Origin of the sequence: Alicycliphilus denitrificans K601 (assembly GCF_000204645.1) — a bacterium.
GTDB classification, from domain to species: Bacteria; Pseudomonadota; Gammaproteobacteria; order Burkholderiales; family Burkholderiaceae_C; genus Alicycliphilus; species Alicycliphilus denitrificans.
The window spans coordinates 1,646,374-1,665,491 of record NC_015422.1 but is presented as its reverse complement, the minus strand read 5'-3'; the positions used below and the strand labels follow the sequence as shown (position 1 = coordinate 1,665,491).

Annotated in this window: 16 protein-coding genes, 1 pseudogene and 1 other annotated feature; of the genes and pseudogenes, 15 read left to right on the top strand and 2 right to left on the bottom strand. The window is 64.3% G+C overall.

Annotation, left to right across the window (positions count from 1 at the left end):
• Positions 1 to 15: 15 nt before the first annotated feature.
• The 9 genes from trbE (at position 16) to ALIDE2_RS07825 (ending at position 9,594) form a co-directional block, all read left to right on the top strand.
• Complete coding sequence (gene trbE, locus ALIDE2_RS07865) at positions 16 to 2,469, top strand: conjugal transfer protein TrbE (protein WP_013721749.1); 2,454 nt, start codon at positions 16 to 18, stop codon at positions 2,467 to 2,469.
• Positions 2,466 to 3,191, top strand: a complete 726-nt coding sequence (trbJ, locus tag ALIDE2_RS07860) for a P-type conjugative transfer protein TrbJ (protein ID WP_013721748.1) — start codon at positions 2,466 to 2,468, stop codon at positions 3,189 to 3,191. The genes trbE and trbJ overlap by 4 nt, the downstream gene beginning before the upstream one ends.
• Positions 3,192 to 3,203: 12 nt before the next feature.
• Positions 3,204 to 3,524, top strand: a complete 321-nt coding sequence (locus ALIDE2_RS07855; protein ID WP_013721747.1) for a hypothetical protein — start codon at positions 3,204 to 3,206, stop codon at positions 3,522 to 3,524.
• Positions 3,521 to 4,906 (top strand): P-type conjugative transfer protein TrbL, encoded by a 1,386-nt coding sequence (gene trbL, locus ALIDE2_RS07850; RefSeq protein ID WP_013721746.1) that lies wholly within the window; start codon positions 3,521 to 3,523, stop codon positions 4,904 to 4,906. The genes ALIDE2_RS07855 and trbL overlap by 4 nt, the downstream gene beginning before the upstream one ends.
• A gap of 12 nt (positions 4,907 to 4,918) precedes the next feature.
• Entirely contained in the window at positions 4,919 to 5,623 is a 705-nt protein-coding gene (gene trbF / locus ALIDE2_RS07845) for a conjugal transfer protein TrbF (protein ID WP_013721745.1), read from the top strand.
• Entirely contained in the window at positions 5,620 to 6,603 is a 984-nt protein-coding gene (gene trbG, locus ALIDE2_RS07840) for a P-type conjugative transfer protein TrbG (protein WP_013721744.1), read from the top strand. The genes trbF and trbG overlap by 4 nt, the downstream gene beginning before the upstream one ends.
• A 2-nt stretch (positions 6,604 to 6,605) precedes the next feature.
• Positions 6,606 to 7,892, top strand: coding sequence for a TraB/TrbI/VirB10 family type IV secretion system protein (locus tag ALIDE2_RS07835; RefSeq protein WP_013721743.1), 1,287 nt, complete (start codon positions 6,606 to 6,608; stop codon positions 7,890 to 7,892).
• On the top strand, positions 7,889 to 8,107 hold the full coding sequence (locus tag ALIDE2_RS07830; RefSeq protein WP_013721742.1) for a DUF2274 domain-containing protein: 219 nt from the start codon (positions 7,889 to 7,891) through the stop codon (positions 8,105 to 8,107). The genes ALIDE2_RS07835 and ALIDE2_RS07830 overlap by 4 nt, the downstream gene beginning before the upstream one ends.
• Positions 8,108 to 8,649: 542 nt before the next feature.
• On the top strand, positions 8,650 to 9,594 hold the full coding sequence (locus ALIDE2_RS07825) for an IS30 family transposase (protein ID WP_013721741.1): 945 nt from the start codon (positions 8,650 to 8,652) through the stop codon (positions 9,592 to 9,594).
• Here ALIDE2_RS07825 and ALIDE2_RS07820 read toward each other — a convergent pair.
• On the bottom strand, positions 9,563 to 9,898 hold the full coding sequence (locus tag ALIDE2_RS07820) for a hypothetical protein (RefSeq protein ID WP_013721740.1): 336 nt from the start codon (positions 9,896 to 9,898) through the stop codon (positions 9,563 to 9,565). The genes ALIDE2_RS07825 and ALIDE2_RS07820 overlap by 32 nt on opposite strands.
• 214 nt (positions 9,899 to 10,112) lie before the next feature.
• Between ALIDE2_RS07820 and ALIDE2_RS07815 the strand changes: the two genes are divergently transcribed.
• The 3 genes from ALIDE2_RS07815 (at position 10,113) to ALIDE2_RS07805 (ending at position 12,864) form a co-directional block, all read left to right on the top strand.
• Complete coding sequence (locus tag ALIDE2_RS07815) at positions 10,113 to 11,081, top strand: IS5 family transposase (protein ID WP_013721739.1); 969 nt, start codon at positions 10,113 to 10,115, stop codon at positions 11,079 to 11,081.
• Between the two features lie 197 nt (positions 11,082 to 11,278).
• A complete protein-coding gene (locus ALIDE2_RS07810; protein ID WP_013721738.1) occupies positions 11,279 to 12,241 on the top strand; it encodes an IS5 family transposase in 963 nt (320 codons plus the stop codon).
• A gap of 236 nt (positions 12,242 to 12,477) precedes the next feature.
• Positions 12,478 to 12,864, top strand: coding sequence for an AAA family ATPase (locus ALIDE2_RS07805; RefSeq protein ID WP_041700761.1), 387 nt, complete (start codon positions 12,478 to 12,480; stop codon positions 12,862 to 12,864).
• On the opposite strand, the pseudogene ALIDE2_RS07800 reads toward ALIDE2_RS07805, so the two are convergent.
• Positions 12,861 to 14,096 (bottom strand): annotated as a pseudogene (locus ALIDE2_RS07800) (IS3 family transposase). The gene ALIDE2_RS07805 and the pseudogene ALIDE2_RS07800 sit on opposite strands and share 4 nt — an antisense overlap.
• Positions 13,702 to 13,818, bottom strand: a sequence feature (AL1L pseudoknot). (Overlaps the previous pseudogene by 117 nt.)
• Here ALIDE2_RS07800 and ALIDE2_RS07790 point away from each other — a divergent pair.
• The 3 genes from ALIDE2_RS07790 (at position 14,095) to ALIDE2_RS07780 (ending at position 19,113) form a co-directional block, all read left to right on the top strand.
• Positions 14,095 to 16,137, top strand: a complete 2,043-nt coding sequence (locus tag ALIDE2_RS07790) for an ATP-dependent nuclease (RefSeq protein ID WP_238530121.1) — start codon at positions 14,095 to 14,097, stop codon at positions 16,135 to 16,137. The pseudogene ALIDE2_RS07800 and the gene ALIDE2_RS07790 sit on opposite strands and share 2 nt — an antisense overlap.
• Positions 16,134 to 18,011, top strand: a complete 1,878-nt coding sequence (locus ALIDE2_RS07785) for a UvrD-helicase domain-containing protein (RefSeq protein ID WP_013721737.1) — start codon at positions 16,134 to 16,136, stop codon at positions 18,009 to 18,011. The genes ALIDE2_RS07790 and ALIDE2_RS07785 overlap by 4 nt, the downstream gene beginning before the upstream one ends.
• Positions 18,012 to 18,165: 154 nt before the next feature.
• Positions 18,166 to 19,113, top strand: a complete 948-nt coding sequence (locus ALIDE2_RS07780) for an IS481 family transposase (RefSeq protein WP_013721736.1) — start codon at positions 18,166 to 18,168, stop codon at positions 19,111 to 19,113.
• Positions 19,114 to 19,118 lie beyond the last annotated feature (5 nt).

Below are 19,118 nucleotides of genomic sequence, written 5' to 3'. Positions count from 1 at the left end.
GGGGAGGACGCCGCGATGCTGAACCTCGCCGAATACCGCCAGCGGCCGGCCTTGCTTGCCGACTGGCTGCCCTGGGCCGGGCTGGTCGCGCCGGGCGTCGTCTTGAACAAGGACGGCAGTTTCCAGCGCACGGCCCGGTTTCGCGGGCCTGACCTCGACAGCGCGACGCAAGGCGAGCTGATCGCCACGTCGGCACGGTTGAACAACGCGCTGCGCCGCATGGGATCGGGCTGGGCGCTGTTCATCGAAGCCGAGCGTCGGCCTGCGGCCGATTATCCGCACTCGGAGTTTCCCGAGCCGCTTTCCTGGGTGGTGGAGGAAGAACGCCGGGCCGCCTTCGAGGAATCGGGCAATCACTTCGAGAGCGGCTATCACCTGACGCTGCTTTACCTGCCGCCGGAAGAATCCCGCGCCCGTGCAGCCAAGATGCTCTACGAGAACACGCCGACGAATGGCGTGGACTGGCGCGAGCGGCTGCAAGCCTTCGTCGCGGAAACGGATCGCGTCTTTGACCTGCTCGACGGCGTGATGCCGGAGATTGACTGGCTCGATGACGCGCAGACGCTGACCTACCTGCACGCGACCATCTCGACGCGGCGCTATCGCGTCGGCGTGCCCGAAGTGCCGTTCCACATCGACGCGCTGCTGACCGACTCGCCGCTGGTCGGTGGCCTGGCGCCCATGCTGGGCGACCAGCACCTGCGCGTGGTGTCGGTGCGGGGCTTCCCGACCTCGACCTGGCCGGGGATTCTGGACGACCTCAACCGCCTGGGCTTTGCGTACCGCTGGAGCACGCGCTTTCTCTGCCTCGACAAAGCCGAGGCGGAAAGAGAACTCGCCCGCCTGCGCCGCCAGTGGTTCGCCAAGCGCAAGAACGTCATCGCGCTGCTACGCGAAACGATCTTCCAGCAGGAAAGCCCGCTGGTCGATACCGACGCCAACAACAAGGCCGCCGACGCCGATGCTGCCTTGCAGGAGCTGGGCAGCGATCAAGTCGCCTTCGGCTACCTGACGGCGACCGTCACCGTCATGGACGCGGACGCCGCCGTGGCCGACGAGAAGCTGCGCATGGTGGAGCGCGTCATACAGGGTCGGGGCTTCGTCACCATCCCCGAAACGCTCAACGCCGTGGATGCGTGGCTGTCCTCGCTCCCCGGCAATGCTTACGCCAACGTGCGCCAGCCCATCGTCTCGACGCTGAATCTGGCGCACATGATGCCGGTGTCGGCGGTATGGGCCGGCCAGGAGCGCAACGATCATTTGGACGGCCCACCGTTGATCGTGACACGTACCGATGGCGCTACGCCGTTCCGGCTGGTGACGCACATCGGCGACGTGGGCCACACGCTGGTCGCAGGCCCGACCGGCATGGGCAAGTCGGTCTTGCTCGCCACGCTGGCGATGCAGTTCCGCCGCTATCGCGGCTCGCGCATCTTCGCCTTCGACATGGGCCGTTCCATGCGGGCCGCCATCCTCGGCCTGGGCGGCGAGCACTACGACCTGGGCACGGATGGCGAAATCGCCTTCCAGCCGCTCGCGCGCATCGACAGTGAGGGCTACCGCACCTGGGCCGCCGAATGGATCGAAGGCCGCTTGCTGCACGAAGGCGTGGCAGTCGGCCCCGACGAGAAGGCGGCTATCTGGTCGGCGCTGGGAAGTCTCGCCGGTGCGCCGGTGGAGCAGCGCACGATGACGGGACTTTCCGTGCTGCTGCAATCGAACACGCTGCGGCAGGCGCTTTCGCCCTATGTGCTGGGTGGCGCCCACGGCAAGCTGCTGGACGCCGACCACGACCGGCTGGGCATGGCCGACGTGCAGTGCTTCGAGATGGAGGAACTGATGCACAGCAAGGCCGCCGTCATGGCCGTGCTGCATTACCTCTTTGCGCGTTTCGATGAACGCTTCGACGGGGCGCCCACGCTGCTGATCCTCGATGAAGCGTGGCTGTTCCTCGATGACCCGGTGTTCGCGGCGCGCATCCGGCAGTGGCTCAAGACGCTCAGGAAAAAGAACGTCAGCGTCATCTTCGCCACTCAGAGCCTTGCCGACATCAAGGATTCGAGCATCGCGCCCGCGATCATCGAGAGCTGTGCGAGTCGGATTTTCTTGCCCAACCCGCAGGCGACAGAGCCGCAGATTCGCACGATCTACGAGGGCTTCGGCCTCAACAGGCGGCAGATCGAAATCGTCGCCACCGCGCAGCCCAAGCGTGACTACTACTACCAATCCCGCCTCGGCAACCGCCTGTTCGACCTCGACCTGGGGCCGGCGGCCCTGGCCTTCGCGGGCGCGTCCACGCCGCAAGACCAGCGCGACATAGGCCGCGTGCTGCTGGACGCCGGCGTGCCCGGCTTCGCGGGCGCTTGGCTGCGCCATCGCGGCCTCGATTGGGCGGCCGACCTGCTGCCCTCGTTCCCCGGCCTCGCGCCGGGTTCCCTCGCTGACCAACCCCTGGAGAACCTGTCATGAAAAAGCGCCTTATCGCCGCAGCCATTGCGGCCATGCTTTGCACTGCCACCGCCCATGCGCAATGGGTCGTGGTCGATCCCACGAACCTCGTGCAGAACACGCTGACCGCGATCCGCACGCTGGAGCAGATCAACAACCAGATCCAGCAGCTTCAGAACGAAGCGCAGATGCTGATGAACCAGGCGCGCAACCTCGCCAGCCTGCCGTCCAGCGTGGTCGGCCAGTTGCGCGCGAATCTGGCAACGACCGAGCGGCTGATCGCCCAGGCCCGAGGCTTGGCCTACGACGTGACGAATCTGGATCGGGAGTTCGCGCGCCTGTATCCCGAGCAGTACGCCGCCACCGTCAGCGGCGACCAGATGTACCGCGACGCGCAGGAGCGTTGGCGGAACACGCTCAACGGCTTGCAGACCACGATGCAGATGCAGGCGCAGGTGTCGCAGAACCTGGGCGAAGACGAAAGCGTGCTGGCCGACCTCGTGGGCAAGAGCCAGTCGGCCGAAGGGGCGCTCCAAGCCATGCAGGCCATGAACCAGTTGCTCGCCTTGCAGGCCAAGCAGTCGATCCAGTCGCAGCGGCTCCAGATCACGCAGGATCGCGCTGCCGCGCTGGAGCTGGCGCGGCAGGCGGCGGCCACCGAGCGCGCGCGCGAAGTACGGCGGCGGTTCATGGGCGATGGCACGCCGTACACGCCGCAGCGCGTGGATTTCTACGGCAACTGACGGGAGGCCGCCATGCGATGCGTCCTCGTCCTGTGTGCCGCGCTGCTGGCCGCTTGCGGCGAGCAGCCGGCCGACCACCTTGCCGATGCCCTGGCCGCTGATCCCGTGCGGCTCAAGGCATTGCGCGCGCAATGCGCGGCCGACCGGCAGGCCACGGGCGAGGACGCTTGCCGCGCCGCCGCCGAAGCCTTCCGGCGGCGCTTCTTCTCCGGCCAAGCCGGGCCGGATGAATACCAGACCTTGGCCGAGCTGCCACCGATCCCGCCGAGTTTTGATGAGCCGGCCGATGGCGTGGCGCCGGTCGTTCCTGCCGAACCGGAGGACACGCCATGAATGACGTGACCATCATCGACCAATTCCTCAACACCTTTGCTGCCTACATCGACTCGGGTTTCGGGCTGCTGCGGGGCGAAGTGGCGTTCCTCACGGCCACGCTGATCGTCATCGACATGACGATCGCCGGCCTGTATTGGGCCATGAGCCACGCCACCGGCCAGGGCGAGGACGTGATCGCCAAGCTGCTGCGCAAGGTGCTGTACGTCGGCGCCTTCGCCTACATCATCAACAACTTCAACTGGCTGGCGAGCATCGTCTTCCGCTCGTTCGCGGGATTGGGCATCACCGCCACCGGCTCTGCCATCACGATGGAGAACTTCTTGCAGCCGGGCCGGCTGGCGAAAACCGGCCTTGACGCGGGCGGGCCGATCTTCCTCCAGCTCGACGACATGATGGGATTTCCCGAGGTGTTCTTGAACCTCGATGCCATCTTGGTGTTGTTCCTCGCCTGGCTGGTCGTGGTGCTCTGCTTCTTCGTGCTGGCGATCCAGCTATTCATCACGCTGATCGAGTTCAAGCTGACCACGCTCGCGGGCTTCGTGCTGGTGCCGTTCGCGCTTTGGAACAAGACCTCGTTCCTGGCCGAAAAGGTCTTGGGCAACGTGGTGGCCTCCGGCGTCAAGGTGCTGGTGCTGGCCGTGATCGTCGGTATCGGCTCGGGCCTGTTCACTCAGTTCCAAGTCCATCCCGATGAGCCGTCGCTCGACCACGCACTGGTCATCATGCTGGCCTCGCTCACCTTGCTGGCGCTGGGGATCTTCGGCCCTGGCATCGCCACGGGCCTTGTGTCCGGTGCGCCGCAGCTCGGCGCGGGTGCGATGGCAGGCGCTGCCATCGGCGCAGCCGGGACGGCGGTGGCTGTTGGTGCTGCCGCGACGGGCGTAGGCGGTGCCGTGACCGCTGGCGCGCGCATGGCACCGGCTGCCGCCAAGCTGGCCGGCGCTGGTGCGCGTGCGGCCACGTCGGCGGCTGGCAGTGCGAAATCGGCGTTCCAGGCCGGCTCCGCCGCCGCTGGCGGCGGCGCAAAGGGCGCGATGGCGGGCTTGGGCAACGTCGCCAAGACCGGCGCGCAGTCCGCCGGACGTGCGGCTGCATCCCGTGCATCCGCTGCCGGGCAACGCATGGCCGCTCCCTTCCGCGCTGGCTGGAACGGCGCTGCCGCCGATGGCGGCGCGGGCGCGGCATCCGGTCAGGGTGCCGCAGGCGAGGCCGCATCCGGCGCCGCTACGGCGCAGACACAGGAACAGCCCGCTTGGGCCAAGCGCCTGCATCGCCGCCAGCAACTCACCCACGCCGCGACCACCACCGCCCACGCGCTGCGCGGTGGCGATGGCGGCGGCTCCGGCCAGGGGCCGAGCCTGCGCGATTCCGATTCATAAGGAGAACTGACCATGCGATTCAAGAAACCGCAGGTGCGCTACGCCGACACGCCGCAGCCTGCCACGCCGTACCAAGCTGCCGGCCAGGTGTGGGACGAGCGCATCGGCTCGCCGCGCGTCCAGGCGAAGAACTGGCGCCTGATGGCCTTCGGTTGCCTGACGCTTGCGCTGCTGATGGCCGGCGGGCTGGTGTGGCGCTCGGCGCAATCCATCGTGACGCCCTACGTCGTGGAGGTGGACAACGCGGGCCAGGTACGCGCCGTGGGCGAAGCCGCCACGCCATACCGGCCCAACGATGCGCAGACCGCGCACCACATCGCGCGCTTCGTGACGCTGGTGCGCTCGCTGTCCATCGACTCCATCGTCGTCCGCCAGAACTGGCTCGACGCCTACGACTACACGACCGACAAGGGCGCGGCCGTGCTCAACGACTACGCGCGGGTCAACGACCCGTTCGCGCGCATCGGCAAGGAGTCTGTGACGGTACAGATCACCAGCGTCGTGCGCGCCAGCGACACCTCTTTCAACGTGCGCTGGACGGAACGCCGTTACGTCAACGGCGCCGCGGCTGGGCTGGAGCGATGGACGGCCGTGGTGTCCATCGTGCTCCAGCCGCCGCGCACCGAAGAACGCCTGCGCAAGAACCCCCTGGGCATCTACGTCAACGGCCTGTCGTGGAGCCGCGAACTGGATTCTTCCGAAGGAGCCAAGCCATGAATGATCTTTTCCGTAAATCCTCTTTGCCGGCGATCCTGCTCGCCCTCGCGGGCTGCGCCTCGCAGGGCAAGCCACCGCCAACCATCTCGCTCGATGAGCCGGTGCAGGCGCAGCCGCTGCCGGAGCCGCCCGCGCCGGTGGAAGTGGTGGCCGTGCCCGAGGTGCTGCCAATGCCGGCGCAGTTGAAGCCGCTCGAGGACGCCAAACCCGCGCCGGAGCCGGCCGACGAGAAGGTGCGCGTCTCGCGCGCCAATGCCGAGGCCCGCGTCGCGCCCACGCGCGAGGGCTACGTCAATGCGATTCAGGTCTGGCCCTTCACCGATGGCGCGCTGTATCAGGTCTATGCGGCCGTCGGCCGTGTGACCGTGGTTTCGCTCCAGCCGGGCGAGGAACTGGTGACGGTGGCCGCCGGCGATACCGTGCGCTGGATCGTGGGCGACACGTCCAGCGGTAGCGGTGCCGACCTGCGCGTGAACGTGCTGGTCAAGCCGATCCGCTCGGGCCTCAAGACCAATCTCGTCATTACCACCAGCCGCAGGACGTACCTGCTGGAGCTGGCTTCGACGGAGAAGACGTGGATGGCGTCCGTGTCCTGGGAGTATCCGCGCGACCGGATGCTGGCGCTACAGCGTCAGGCGCAGGCGGCCAATGCCGCCGCGCCTGTCGATACCGGGCTGGCGCTGGAGAACCTGCGCTTCCGCTACGCGATCAGCGGCAGCAATCCGCCCTGGAAGCCGCTGCGTGCGTTCGATGACGGCGAAAAGGTCTATATCCAGTTTCCGGCGGGCATCGCGCAAGGCGAGCTGCCGCCGCTGTTTGTCATCGGCGCGCAGGGCGACGGGCAACTGGTGAACTACCGCTTCCGCTCGCCGTACTACATCGTGGATCGGCTGTTCGGCGCGGCCGAACTGCGCCTGGGCGGTGACAAGGGCGACGTGGTGCGGATCGAGCGCACGGATGGCGTGGCACGGAGGAACTGACCATGAGCCAGGACAACACCCCCGACCTCGCCACGCCGCAGGCGGGCAAGGTCGCGCCCGAGGCGGTGGCGCTGCGCGCCCAGCCGCGCCCGGTCACGCGCCTGAACCGGCGCACGCTGGCCATCCTCGTCGGCGGCCTGTCGGTCGCCGTGCTTGGGGCCACGATCTGGTCGCTGCAACCGCAGCGGCGCGGTACGGGCGAGCAAACCGAGCTTTACAACGTCGATCGCGTCTCGAAGTCCGAAGGACTGGATGCGCTGCCGACGGATTACTCGAAGCTGCCACCAGCCTTGCCGCCCGATGTGCCCGAGCTGGGGCCGCCGTTGCCCGGCGACCTTGGCCCGGCCATCGTCGCTTCGCAGCAGCCGGTGACGCCGGGCTATTCGCCGCCAGGCCATGATCCCGAAGATGCCTTGCGCAAGGAGGCGGACGCGGCGGCGGCCTCGTCGGTGTTCTTCCGCTCGGGCGCCCAGGGCCAGGCCGCCACCACGGTCGCGCAAGCTGCGCCGGGTGCGCCTGGTGTTGCAAACACACTCGCGGCCTTCGCTCCTCTCGCTGCCGGGCCTGCCTCGACGGCGGCCCAGCCCGCCGACCCGACGACCGTGCAGAACCGGCAAGACCAGAAAGAAGCGTTCCTGAAAGCCGGTTCTACGGAAACCCGCAACTCCGGCAACCTGGCGCTGCCGGCGTCTCCGTATCAGGTGATGGCCGGAACCGTGATCGCGGGCGCGCTGGTGACGGGCATCAAGTCGGACTTGCCGGGCGACGTGATCGCTACGGTGACGGAGCCTGTCTACGACACGGCTACGGGCCGGCATCTGCTGATTCCACAGGGGGCGCGCATCCTCGGGCGCTACAACAGCCAGGTCAGCTACGGCCAGAGCCGGGTGCAGGTGGTGTGGAACCGGATCATTCTGCCGGACACGTCCTCGTTGACGCTGGACAACCTGGCCGGCACCGACCCGGCCGGCTATGCCGGCCTGGAGGATGGTGTCGATTGGCATTGGGATCGCATCTTCGCCGGCGCCGCCCTGACGACGCTGCTGGGCGTCGGTGCCGAGTTGGCCTCGCCGGGGAACCGCCAGAACGGCGACCGCGTCATCATCGCCGGACGCGACAGCTTGCAGGACAGCGTGAACCAGGTCGGACAGGAAATGACCCGGCGCAACCTCAACATCCAGCCGACGCTGACCGAACGGCCGGGTTTGCCGGTGCGGATCATCGTCAACCGCGACCTGGTTCTCCGCCCCTATCAGCCGCTGTTCTTCAACCGGGGGAGTTCGAGATGAGCACGACCCGCAAGCTGCGACTCGGGCCGCTGCCCAAGACCGAGAGCGTCAAGCTGACCTTTGTTTGCTCGGGCAGCCTCAAGGCAGACCTCGATCGTTACGCCGCGCTGCACGCACAGACGTATGGCGAGACGGTCGACGCCATGACGCTGATCCCGCATATGCTGGAGGCGTTCATGGCGGGGGACCGGGGATTTAGACGCCACGCAAGGTAGACGCCCCTTCAGCGGTCGGGATCGTTTCGGCCGTTTCTGAGAATCTCCAGCGCTGCCTGTAGGTGTCGTTCTTCTGGCCCCAGGGCGGAAAGGGACGAGAACACCGCTGCGGTTTGGTGCCAATAGATGGCGTGACTGATGGCGGGGCGCAGCGCGTCAAGTTCTTCGCTCGTCAGGGACGCAGCAAACGCACGTAGCCGGATCTCTGATCTCTCGCGCCGGATGTGACACTCACGACACAAAGCACGCAGGGCACTGAGTGGGTATTCCCACGGCTCGAAGCCTTCTCGCATATTTGCGTAGTAGCAATGGTGGGCATCCAAAGGCTTCGTGGCTCCGCAGTCCTGACATTGATGTCCTGCCCGCTTCTTCACGGTTGCTGCCTTCTTACGCCACCTTTCATCTTGCAGCTTGGATGCATAGGTGCCTGAAAGCCGTGAGTAGTCATACCCGGCGGATTAAACCCTGAAGTGCAACTTCCCAGACCCGAAGCGAGCCAGGTGTCGTAGCCTGCACCGCTTCACCGGCAAGTGGAGCTGCACATGAACTATCGACACCTGACCCTGGAGCAACGCTACCAGATCGCGGCGCTGCATGGCGCGGGCGAAAGCCGCAAGTCCATCGCCGAGAAGATCGGCCGCCATCCGAGTACCGTTGGGCGAGAGCTATCCCGCAATCGGTGCGGTAAGGCGTACACCGCCTCGCATGCACATGGCCTCGCGACGCAGCGCCGAACCTTGGCGAGCTCTCGAAGTCCGCTGGCGCCAGGCGTGGTGGCCGAGCTCACCGCCCGCCTGAAGCAGGAGCACAGCCCGGAGCAGATCGCCGGCCGTCTGGGTCTGCTCAAGGCCGGCAAGGTGAGCCACACGACGGTCTACCGGTATGCACGCGAGCTCGGCTTGCACTCGCACTTGCGGCAACCGAAGCGGCGTCGCGGTTACGGCCAGCGCCGCACGGGCCGCTTCGCCGACCGCAAGCCGATTCAGGCGCGACCGCCTGAAGTCGCCGAGCGAAGCCGCATTGGCGACTGGGAAGGCGACTCGGTGCGTCCCGCACGCGGCACGGGCGCGGTGATCACATTGGTCGAGCGGCGAAGCGGCTTCGTGCGCCTGACCTGGAGTCCGGACGGCACCGCCGATGCCGTCTCGCAAGCCATCGAGTGCCGCATGGATCGGCTGGCCGACTACATCCACACCATCACCTTCGATCGAGGCAGCGAGTTCGCCGAGGACCGCAGGCTGGAGAAATCACTCAAGGCTGCGATCTACTTCGCCGATCCGCACAGCCCGTGGCAACGCGGCTGCAACGAGAACCTCAACGGCCTGCTTCGACAGTATTTCCCGCGCAGCCGCGACTTCTCGACCATCACCATGGAAGAGCTACAAGCCGCCGAGGATCGTCTCAACGACAGGCCCAGAAAGAGGCTCGGCTACCTAACCCCAAGCGAGGTATTCTTCAACCCCAACCACATTGCACTTCAATGTTGAATTCGCCCCCCTCAATAGGGTAGAAGCCCATGTTCCAAGAGTGACCAAGCTCGTACCAGAATCCGAACGACTCAACCAGATCGTCGAACTCCATCGTGTCGCCACCGTAGTTCAACATGGTATGAAGCGTGCTGCTGTCGAACACCAAGACTAAGAGCGAGTCGTTCCCATAGGGCTCGTTTCGAGCTCTCCAAGCCTCGATATCGACGAAGAACGCATCCCCCAGGATTTCCTCTTTAATCATCCATTCGGTAAGAGCGGCACGCATGCGCTCCAAGTTTCTACTCATTGCAGTGAAATGCATCTCCTCCTCCAAAGGGCAAGGGGATCGCGGAGCTTACGAATCGGGGCGGCTAACGCCGCGACGCGTTCGATAGGCCGTTCCACCGATGCAGCACCAGTCGAAAGTGTCCTTGTGGATCGGCAGCAACCAGTGGCCGCCAAGTTCGTCGCCCTAAGGAAGCTCTGAACAACTCCCCCATCAGCGACAATAGCGCACCGAAGTCGAGGTGATGACGATGCAGCTTTCGTTCGGAGATGCCGAGGGCATGGGCAAGCGCAAGCGGACGCGACGTGAGGTGTTCCTGGACGAGATGGAGCGGGTGGTGCCGTGGTCGGCGCTGCTGAAGCTGATCGAGCCGCACTACCCGAAGCTGGGGCGCCCCGGTCGCCAGCCGTATGCCTTGGCCACGATGCTGCGCATCCACTTCCTGCAGCAGTGGTACGCCTTGAGTGACCCGGCGATGGAGGAGGCGCTGTACGACACTGCGGTGATGCGGCGCTTCGCGCGGCTGAGCGGGTTGGACGCGATTCCGGATGAGACGACCATCCTCAACTTCCGCCGCTTGCTGGAGACGCACGACCTGGCGCGGCAGTTGTTCGAGCGGGTCAACGCGCATTTGGCGCGCAGGGGTCAGAGCCTGAGGGCCGGGACGATCGTCGATGCCACGATCATCGCCGCGCCCAGTTCGACCAAGAACGCCGAAGGCACGCGCGACCCCGAGATGCACCAGACGAAGAAGGGCAACCAGTGGCACTTCGGGATGAAGGCGCACATCGGGGTGGACGAGGACTCCGGGCTGGTGCACCACGTGGATTGCACGGCAGCCAACGTGGCCGACGTGACGCGGCTGCACGCGCTGTTGCATGGCAAGGAAGATGTCATCTGGGGTGACAGCGGGTACACCGGCGCCGAGCATCGACCGGAGTTGGAAGATGTGGACGCGGCGTTCCGGATTGCCGAGAAGCCCTCGAAGGTCAAGGCCATTGGCAATGCGCGCGAGCGCATGTACGTCAAGCGCTGGGAGCAATTCAAGGCCAGCGTGCGGGCCAAGGTGGAACACCCGTTCCGGGTGGTGAAGCGGCAGTTCGGCTACATGAAGGTGCGCTATCGCGGGCTTGCGAAAAATGCCGGCCAGTTGTACGTGCTGTTCGCGCTGTCGAACCTGTGGATGGTGCGGCGGCAGTTGGCAGCTGCCGTGGGGTAATTGCGTCTGCTGGATGGGAAAACCCATCCGATAGCGCCAAAAAGGGCGAGAAGACACACGAATTGGCGTGCCTCAAGCGCTCGGACACTGGAATCCAAGGGTCAGGGCGTGTTGTTCAGACCTTCCCTAAGGACAGTCTGCATAAACCCAGGGCAAGTCAGCTACCGCGCAGGCTTAACAGCTGAGACGATGCTGGCATGAAGCAGACAAGTTTGGGGCTGGGCCAATCGAGCAAGCGCACGCGGCGGCGCGTGTTTCTCGAAGAGATGGACCGGGTAGTGCCGTGGTCGGAGCTGGTCACGTTGATCAGCCCCTTCATGCCCGAGGGCCGGCGCGGCCGGCCGCCATTCGCGGTGGAGGTGATGCTGCGGATTCACTTCATGCAGCAGTGGTTCAACCTGAGTGACCCAGCGATGGAAGAGGCGCTGCACGACATGGCGCTGTTTCGGGACTTCGCGGGTCTGGGCGGCTGGGATGAGCGCGTGCCGGACGAGACGACCATCCTGCGCTTCCGGCGCGTGCTGGAGAAGCACAAGCTGGCGCCCAAGATCCTTCAGACGATCAACGACCTGCTACGCAGCAAGGGCCTGATGCTGCGAGCAGGCACGGTGGTGGACGCCACGCTGATCGCAGCACCGAGTTCGACCAAGAACGCTGAGGGCGAGCGCGACCCGGAGATGAAGCAGAGCAAGAAGGGCAATCAGTGGTACTTCGGCATGAAGGCGCACATCGGCGTGGATGCGGAGTCGGGCCTGGTGCACACGGTGCGCGGCACAGCCGGCAGCGCGGGCGATGTGACCGAGGCCAACGCGCTGCTGCATGGTGAAGAGACGGAAGGCTTCGGTGACGCTGGATACCAGGGTGTGGACAAGCGCCCCGATGCCAGGCTGGGTGTGCGCTGGAACATCGCCATGCGCCCAGGCAAGCGCCGGGCGCTGGACAAGAGTCGGGAGTCGAACCGCCTGATCGACGAGCTGGAGAAACTCAAGGCCAGCATCCGGGCCAAGGTGGAGCACCCGTTCCGCGTGATCAAGCGCCAGTTCGGCCATGTGAAGGTGCGCTACCGCGGACTGGCGAAGAACACAGCGCAGCTGCACACGCTGTTTGCTCTGTCCAATCTATGGATGGTGCGTCGCCAGTTGGGCGGGGTGCAGGGATGAGTGCGCCTGCACAGCGCGAGATCAGCCGCATCGGCGGCCTATGCACCCCGAAATGCACGCCAACCCGGCCAGCGATGGCGTCGCAGCCGTCACGACACTTCTTCAAACGGCGCAGAGCTCAACTGACTGCGCTTTGTGCAGACCTTCCCTAAGGGAAACGCTATAGTTATAGTAATCTGCATAAAAATGCTGGCCTTTTGACCAGCCAGATGATCCGATAACCGGGGGAGGTTAGGATGCATTTGAAGAAGTTGGCCGTCCGGAATTTCAGGCGGCTGCGAAACGTTGTAATTGATCTTGCTTCCGACATCTCTATTTTTGTCGGTGCCAACAACAGCGGCAAGACATCAGTCGGGCACGCACTCCAGTTATTCACTGGCAGTGGCCGCTTCAACATTCACGACTTTAGTGCCGAACTTTGGGCCGACATCGTTGCGTTTGGTGAGGGCGATGGCGAGGCGAGCCTTCCCACGATGGAAATCGACGTTTGGTTCGAAATCGGTCCGGACGATGTTCACCGCGTCATCGATCTTCTTCCCAGCCTTGCTTGGGAAGGCAAGCTGGTGGGGATGCGTGTTGCCTACGTGAACCGCCCCGGCTTTCAAGGAGGCCGATTGGTTTAAGTTGACACCTCTGTCGAGGTGTCGCTGACGGCGAGTTGCCTCCAGTAGTTTGCCTCAGCTTCTGCCGGAGGGATGCCCCCAATCGGCGTGAGCAGTCGGACGTGATTGAACCAGTGCACCCACTGCAGGGTGGCCAGCTCCACGGATTCCCTGGTCTTCCAGGGTCCCCGGCGGTGAATCAGCTCGGCCTTGTACAGCCCGTTGATGGTCTCGGCCAGTGCGTTGTCGTAGCTGTCACCCCGGCTGCCCACTGATGGCTGGATACCCGCCTGGTCCAAGCGTTCGGTGTAGCGTATGGAAACGTATTGACTGCCCCTGTCGGAATGGTGCGTCAAGGCATGGGCGTGCTGGCTGGCGGTCATACAGCGCCTGCTCCAGCGCATCCAGCACGAAGTCCGTTTGCATGCTGCGGCTGACCCGCCAGCCCACGATGCGCCGGGCGTACACGTCCACCACGAAGGCCACGTACAACCAGCCCTGCCAGGTGGAGACGTAGGTGAAGTCCGACACCCACAGCTCGTTGGGCCGGCTGGCCTTGAATTGCCGGTTGACGTGGTCCAGCGGGCACGGTGCCGATGTGTCCGGCGTGGTGGTGCGCACTGTCTTGCCACGGCGTGCTCCTTGCAAGCCCATGGCACGCATCAGGCGCTCGACCGTGCAGCGCGCCACTGCGATGCCCTCGCGGTTCATCTGCAGCCAGACCTTATCGGCCCCGTAGACCTGCCAGTTGGCGTGCCACACGCGCTGGATGTCGGCTTTCAAACCCTCGTCACGCTGGACGCGTTGACTGCGCAGTTGCGGGTTGCGTTGCCGGGCTGCGTGGCGCCAGTAACACGACGGGGCCATCTGCAGCACCCGGCAGATGGGCTCGACCCCGTAGTCATCACGGTGGCGGTCGATGTAGTTCTTCAAGACTTCAATCGGCGGTCGAGCTCCGCCTGCGCGAAAAACGCGCTGGCCGTCTTCAGGATGTCGTTGGCCCGGCGCAGCTCTTTGACCTCACGCTCCAGTTCCTTGATGCGCTGGGCGTCTGCCGTGGTGGTGCCGGGGCGCTGGCCGCTGTCGACCTCGGCCTTCTTGACCCAGTCATTCAAGGTCTGCGGCACGCAGCCAATCTTGGGCGCAATCGATTCAATGGCTGCCCACAGCGACGGGTAGTCGGCTCGGTGCTCCTGCACCATGCGAACGGCGCGCTCGCGGACTTCCGGGGAGAACTTCGGTGACTTGTTCATGGCTCCATCTTCTCAAGAGTTGGTGCCTCCTCGAAATCCGGGGCTGTTCAACGCGCCCACCAATCCTGCGGCGACGCATGCACGCTATGTCGAAGTGCGCCAGCGCGTGCTCGATGCGGTCGCTAAGGGTGAAGACGGAGCACCCGCCTTCGATCCCTCGCCACGTAACCTGCGGGAGTTCCTTCGCGACAGGCTACATGACGAATATGAGCTGCGCTATTTCGTACTCGATCCCGCGCGGTTCGATGCGAAGATGGTCGCAGAGGCTGGCTATGACCCAGCCACTCTCACCGGACGCGACCGGAGCGGCCGTGAGATCTTGAACGGCCTTCTCCACATTGACTTCTTGAACGCACAGCGCCATCTCTCGGACGGCCCAGGTGGCTCTCGCGCCGAGGATCTCTCCCGTGTACTCAGTCGCTTCTACGGGCGCAACCTCGAACAGAAAGGCGAAGATATCGAAGCGTTGCGCGCCCTCGCAGCATCCGAAGTCTCGCTTAATGAGCATCTCGAACGAGTGTTCGAACCGACGCTCAAGAGCTTGTCGAAGCTCGGCTATCCGGGCCTCTCAAACCCGCGCATGATGATCCGCTCGGCCCTCGACCCTGCCCAGATCATGAGCGGTCGAGATGGCGCGATCGTTCACTATGCGTTGGGAGCCGATGACGGGAAGCCCGACCCGCCTACCTTGCCCGATCGGTATAACGGTCTTGGCTTCAAAAACCTCATCTTCATGGTCGTTGAGCTGCTCGACCTCCACGCTCAATGGCTGGCGATCGAGGAAAACCGTCCGCCGGTCCACCTGATCTTCATCGAGGAGCCCGAAGCGCACCTCCATGCCCAGCTTCAACAGGCCTTCATACGCAAGGTGATGGACATCCTAGCGCTCAAGGGCGAGGACCGCACGCACTATACGAGCCAGGTCGTCGTCACGACCCATTCGACTCATATCCTTTACGAACGAGGCTTCCGGCCGATCCGCTATTTTCGTCGAAGCCGTGCACAGAATGTGTCGACCTCCGATGTGCTCAACCTCTCGGTTTTCTACGACAGCACCGATCCGGACATCCGAAGCTTCCTCGAGCGCTATTTGAAACTCGCGCACTGCGATCTGTTCTTCGCCGATGGCGCCGTGCTGGTCGAAGGCAATGTCGAACGGCTGCTATTGCCGCAGATGATCGCCAATGCCGCGCCGCGGCTGCAATCGACCTATCTCACCGTCCTAGAGATCGGCGGAGCGTTCGGCTACCGATTCAAAACGCTGATCGAGTTTCTCGGACTGACAACGCTCATCATCACCGATCTCGACAGCGTGTTCGGTCCACTGGGGCAGGATGGCGAGGGTGCGGCACCCGCTGGTCAACCGGAAGCCGCGGAACCAGCCGCCGAGAACGCGCAGGCTGCCGGCGCTGACGCTGAGGACATTGACGATGACGAGGACGATTTGCCTGTGGCTGCGGAGAAGCCCGGGAAGGCGTGCATAGCCGGTCATCCGGGCGCGGCGACGTCCAATCAGACTTTGCTCCAATGGCTACCGAAATGCGACACGGTCGCCGCCCTGTGGGAGGCGACGGCTGAGCAGAAGATCCAGGCGAGGACGGACGACAATGACGCTTTGGTACGCGTTGCCTATCAGTGCCGGACCGATGTCACTTGGGGCGGAGAAACCCTGGCGCTAGCCGGGCGCACGCTGGAGGAAGCATTCGCACTCGAAAATCTTGAATGGTGTCAGGACAAGAACCGTAAGCCGCTTCAGCTCCGCATCGCCAAGGCCGACGAGAAGAACCTGACCACGCTTGCGGAACGCATCCACAAGCGCGTGCAGGCTAAGAGCTTCAGCAAGACCGACTTCGCGCTCGCCTTGTTAGCCGAAGATCCGAGCAGTTGGTCTGTCCCAACCTATATCGCCGAGGGCCTGAGCTGGCTTGAGACCGAGATTGCGCCGCCGGAACCGGACGAGGACCAGCCGCATGAGGGCCAGCCGCATGAGGACGCGCCCCAGGGGGCACCAGTCGCCGCCGGCGACGAGGTAGCGGCATGACAAGCCGGATCGGCAGTCCTGACACACAAGCCGATCTAGATGTTCGAGCGTGTCTCGATCGGATGCCGCCACGCTCGTTTGTCATGGTCGCCGGTGCGGGGTCGGGGAAAACGACCTCGCTGATCAAGGCTATGGCGCACCTAGCCGAGACCCGCGGTCCTGCCCTGCGCCGCGCCGGGCAACAAATCGCCTGCATCACATATACCGAAGTCGCCGTCGGTGAGATTTCGGCCGATGTCGGGGCCTCGCCGCTATTCCACATCTCGACCATCCACAGTTTCCTGTGGTCAGTCATCCGGCCGTTCCATTCGGATATCGCGGCTTGGGTAGCCATCCGCATCGACGAGAAGATCGCGGAGCGACGCGCACACTACGACAAGCCTCGGACTCAGGCGAAAACGAAGGCCCGCCTCGAACAGGAGATCGCAGATCTCGAAGCCGATCTGGCTGCGATCAGTGAAGTAGAGAAGTTCGTCTACGGCACCGGCAGCAGCTACGCTGAAGGCATCCTTGGCCATGACGATATCCTCAAGCTCACCCCAGCCTGCGTCGCAGCGCATCCGCTGCTGAGACAACTCGTCGCTAAGCGCTTTCCCTACATCTTCGTCGATGAGAGCCAAGACACCAATCCGGAGGTCGTCGAGGCGTTACGGCACATTGCGGGCGAACATCCTGGCCTGTGTGTCGGGTTCTTCGGAGACCCGATGCAGAAGATCTATATGAGCGGAGTAGGCACTGTCCCGCTGAACGACGGCTGGGCGGAGATCACAAAGCCCGAGAACTTCCGGTGCCCGACATCGGTGCTCGGGGTCATCAATGCAATCCGCGCCCCTGGCGACGGTCTTGAGCAGGTGCGTGGTCGGACGATAACCGTTGATGGCATCGAGCAGCCGGTTGCCGGTACCTCCAATCTGTTCATCCTGCCGGCGGACGCGGAGCGGAGTGCGCGCCTCGCGGCCATTAGGCAGTGGCTGGCCGCCGAAACCGGCGACGGTCTGTGGCTAAGCGACGTGCGGGAAGGCGATGTCCGCCTGCTTGTACTGGTGCACCGCATGGCGGCCAACCGGCTCGGGTTCCCTAATCTGTATGCTGCGCTCAATGACCGAGCCCCCATGAGTCTGAGTGAAGGGCTGAGCGATGGCACAGCCTGGCCGCTCCGTCCACTTGTCCAGCACATACTTCCGCTCGTTGTCGCGGCGCAAGCGGGTGATCGGTTCACAGTGATATCGACCTTGCGCAGCGAATGCCCGAGGCTTGAACCAGCGCGGCTTCGAGGGCAAGCGACGGCCCCCGTTCTTACAGCGCTACAGCAAGCGCTCGACGGGCTTGTCGGTCTGTTGGCAGCAGGATCGCAGGCGACTATCCGGGACGTCTTGACGCATGTGCGAGATAACGAGTTGCTGCGCCTCGATGATCGCTTCGCCATGCATCTGGTTGCAGAGCCTGTGGATGACGGCAGCAGCGGCTTCGAGAACGTTCAAGCCTATCTGGCATGCGGTGTCGACGAACTCTGGGCCTACCGGCGCTACTTTACAGAGGAGTCACCGTTCGCGACGCATCATGGGGTGAAGGGTGCCCAATTTGAGCGCGTATTGGTCGTCATCGACGATGAGGAAGCGGGCTTCCGGCAGTATTCTTACGGGAAGTATCTCGGGTACGTCCCCCTCTCGGACAAGGACGAAGCCAACCTGGCGGCAGGTGAAGAGTCCGTACTCGATCGAACCCGCCGCCTCTTCTATGTGTGCTGCTCGCGTGCAACGAAGGACTTGGCAGTCGTGGCCTTTGTGCCCGATGTCGCAGCGGCTCGCACCGCGATCGTGGCGCAGAATCTATTCCCCGAGGCCGTAATCCGAGGTGCGGAGCATCTGGGCTGAGGTTTCAACACATCGGGCAGTCAATCGGTGAAGGCCGCTGGACCTTGCTCCTGGGCTTGTCGCGATCTAGCTGTAGTTTCCCAAGAGGTTGTTCACCCGAGGTGAAGGAAGATGGAGGTTCTCAAGCCGGCCAACTTTCTTCAGGACTCCCCGTGTGAACATCCACAAGAATGCCTCAATGACGCCCAGAGGTCGAGAGCATCTGGTGCGCGAGATCGATCGCATCGGGCTCAAGCCTGCGGCTGCAGCCGCAGGCTTGAGCGCACACACCGCACGCAAGTGGCAGCGTCGCTGGGCCAGCCAGGGCGCGCCCGGCCTGCTTGATCGCAGTTCCCGACCCGAGCGCAGTCCGCGACGCAGCGATGCCCTCAAGCTCGAGCGGGCGGTGGCGCTGCGCCGCAATCAGCGCCTGACCTACGCGTGCATTGCCGAGCGGGTGGGCCTGTCCATAAGCGTCGTGGCACGTGCTTGCAAGGCCGCTGCGGTGGCGCGCTTGCCCGCGTTGCAAGACACGGTGCCCGTGCGCCGTTACGAACGCCAAAGCGCGGGCGAATTGCTGCACCTGGACACCAAGAAGCTTGGGCGCTTCGACAAGCCTGGCCACCGTGTCACGGGCGATCGCACACAGAACACCCCGCGTGCCGGCTGGCAAGCGCTGCATGTGGCTATCGACGATCATTCGCGCGTGGGCTTCAGCCAGATGCTCGCCGACGAGACGGCCAAGTGCGCCTTTGCCTTCCTGCTGGCCGCACTGCGCTACTACAAGAGCCTGGGCGTGAACGTTGAGCGAGTGATGACCGACAACGGCTCGGCCTACAAGTCACGCCGCTTCACCAAATTGCTGCGTCGCCTGGGCATCAAGCACATCCGCACGCGCCCCTACACGCCAAGGACCAATGGCAAAGCCGAACGCTTCATCCAGACCTTGCTGCGCGAGTGGGCCTATGCCTTCGTCTACCCGTCCTCGGAACATCGAGCGCGGGAACTGCAGCCGTGGATGTACCACTACAACTTCCATCGGCCACACTCGGCAACTTCACATCGTCCTCCTATCACTCGCCTTGGCTTCGAGGGGAACAACGTGTTGAGAAACTACATCTAGCGCAG

Excerpts from the sequence above, each read along its gene's own strand:
- trbL (WP_013721746.1), top strand. The coding sequence starts at position 3,521 with ATGAATGACGTGACCATCATCGACCAATTCCTCAACACCTTTGCTGCC.
- ALIDE2_RS07790 (WP_238530121.1), top strand. The coding sequence starts at position 14,095 with ATGGCTCCATCTTCTCAAGAGTTGGTGCCTCCTCGAAATCCGGGGCTG.
- ALIDE2_RS07805 (WP_041700761.1), top strand. The coding sequence starts at position 12,478 with ATGCATTTGAAGAAGTTGGCCGTCCGGAATTTCAGGCGGCTGCGAAAC.
- ALIDE2_RS07835 (WP_013721743.1), top strand. The coding sequence starts at position 6,606 with ATGAGCCAGGACAACACCCCCGACCTCGCCACGCCGCAGGCGGGCAAG.
- ALIDE2_RS07810 (WP_013721738.1), top strand. The coding sequence starts at position 11,279 with ATGAAGCAGACAAGTTTGGGGCTGGGCCAATCGAGCAAGCGCACGCGG.
- trbE (WP_013721749.1), top strand. The coding sequence starts at position 16 with ATGCTGAACCTCGCCGAATACCGCCAGCGGCCGGCCTTGCTTGCCGAC.
- ALIDE2_RS07830 (WP_013721742.1), top strand. The coding sequence starts at position 7,889 with ATGAGCACGACCCGCAAGCTGCGACTCGGGCCGCTGCCCAAGACCGAG.
- ALIDE2_RS07785 (WP_013721737.1), top strand. The coding sequence starts at position 16,134 with ATGACAAGCCGGATCGGCAGTCCTGACACACAAGCCGATCTAGATGTT.
- trbF (WP_013721745.1), top strand. The coding sequence starts at position 4,919 with ATGCGATTCAAGAAACCGCAGGTGCGCTACGCCGACACGCCGCAGCCT.
- ALIDE2_RS07820 (WP_013721740.1), bottom strand. The coding sequence starts at position 9,898 with ATGCATTTCACTGCAATGAGTAGAAACTTGGAGCGCATGCGTGCCGCT.
- ALIDE2_RS07855 (WP_013721747.1), top strand. The coding sequence starts at position 3,204 with ATGCGATGCGTCCTCGTCCTGTGTGCCGCGCTGCTGGCCGCTTGCGGC.
- trbJ (WP_013721748.1), top strand. The coding sequence starts at position 2,466 with ATGAAAAAGCGCCTTATCGCCGCAGCCATTGCGGCCATGCTTTGCACT.
- ALIDE2_RS07825 (WP_013721741.1), top strand. The coding sequence starts at position 8,650 with ATGAACTATCGACACCTGACCCTGGAGCAACGCTACCAGATCGCGGCG.
- trbG (WP_013721744.1), top strand. The coding sequence starts at position 5,620 with ATGAATGATCTTTTCCGTAAATCCTCTTTGCCGGCGATCCTGCTCGCC.
- ALIDE2_RS07815 (WP_013721739.1), top strand. The coding sequence starts at position 10,113 with ATGCAGCTTTCGTTCGGAGATGCCGAGGGCATGGGCAAGCGCAAGCGG.